The following is a 917-nucleotide window of genomic DNA, read 5'->3' as shown; positions in this document are numbered from 1 at the left end:
CTTAACTAAATCCCGTTATTTATCAGTCAAAAACAATCATTTTAAGCTCTTTTTTTCTAAAAGATTAAACTTAAGTATTAATCAAAAACAACTTTTATATATTTGAATCAACAAAACTAAGTTAATACACAGACTCACGTTACCACACATTTGAGAAATGACCAAAAAACAACGAAAAATATTTTATCCGACAATATTCATTTTAGGATTATTTTTAATGGCTTGGCAAGTCACGATATTTCGGAATACAATAATCGATTTATCAATATTAATCGGAATTATCTTAATAGTAGGAATTATAGCGTTCTTTGTTGACTTCAAAAATTACGGAAAAACATATAAGTATAGCGGAATTAGACTTTATTTATATTCTTCAATGCATTATTTGTGTGGATTTGGGTTTATTGTCTGTTCAGCATTTATGCTAACGAACTATTATTTTGCTGACAAAACACCAGTCAAAGAAACATTTGAAATTGTAGACCGCTCATCTTTACGTGGCAGAAAATATCATAGAGACGAACGGAAACCAACTTTTCAAATAAATTATAATGGAAAAATTAAGGAATTAGTTTTTACCCACAAGTATTATGAAAAAATGGAATTTTATAAAAGTGTGGAATTAGAAGTACGGAAAGGATATTTCGGATTTGACATTTTAGAGAATAAAACTCTGAACTGAATAAAATAAAAACGTGTGGTAACATTGTATCCTAATAATATTCTCTAAATAGCCAACCAGACAGAGTTTAAAGAAAACTACAGGGTCTATCTACGCTCTTTTGTCCGCTTTCTCCATAATAGCCCTTGGTCATTGGGTATAGAAAGTCTAAATCCAATACCCCTTTTAAGCGTCTATAAAAGTTCTGCTCGGGAACGAGATCGCTCAATTGAAATTGTGCAAATAATTTCTCTTG

General features: G+C 30.1%; 1 protein-coding gene and 1 pseudogene. One reads left to right on the top strand and one right to left on the bottom strand.

The window, feature by feature from the left end; genetic code table 11:
• The first annotated feature begins 157 nt into the window (after positions 1–157).
• A complete protein-coding gene (locus Q4Q35_RS17120; protein ID WP_303279245.1) occupies positions 158–682 on the top strand; it encodes a hypothetical protein in 525 nt (174 codons plus the stop codon).
• Positions 683–715: 33 nt separating this feature from the next.
• On the opposite strand, the pseudogene Q4Q35_RS22545 reads toward Q4Q35_RS17120, so the two are convergent.
• Positions 716–917, bottom strand: a pseudogene (locus tag Q4Q35_RS22545) (transposase); the annotation flags it as partial.

The sequence above is a fragment of the Flavivirga aquimarina genome (genome assembly GCF_030540835.1).
GTDB lineage: Bacteria > Bacteroidota > Bacteroidia > Flavobacteriales > Flavobacteriaceae > Flavivirga > Flavivirga aquimarina.
This window is presented reverse-complemented; position numbering and strand designations above follow the sequence as displayed.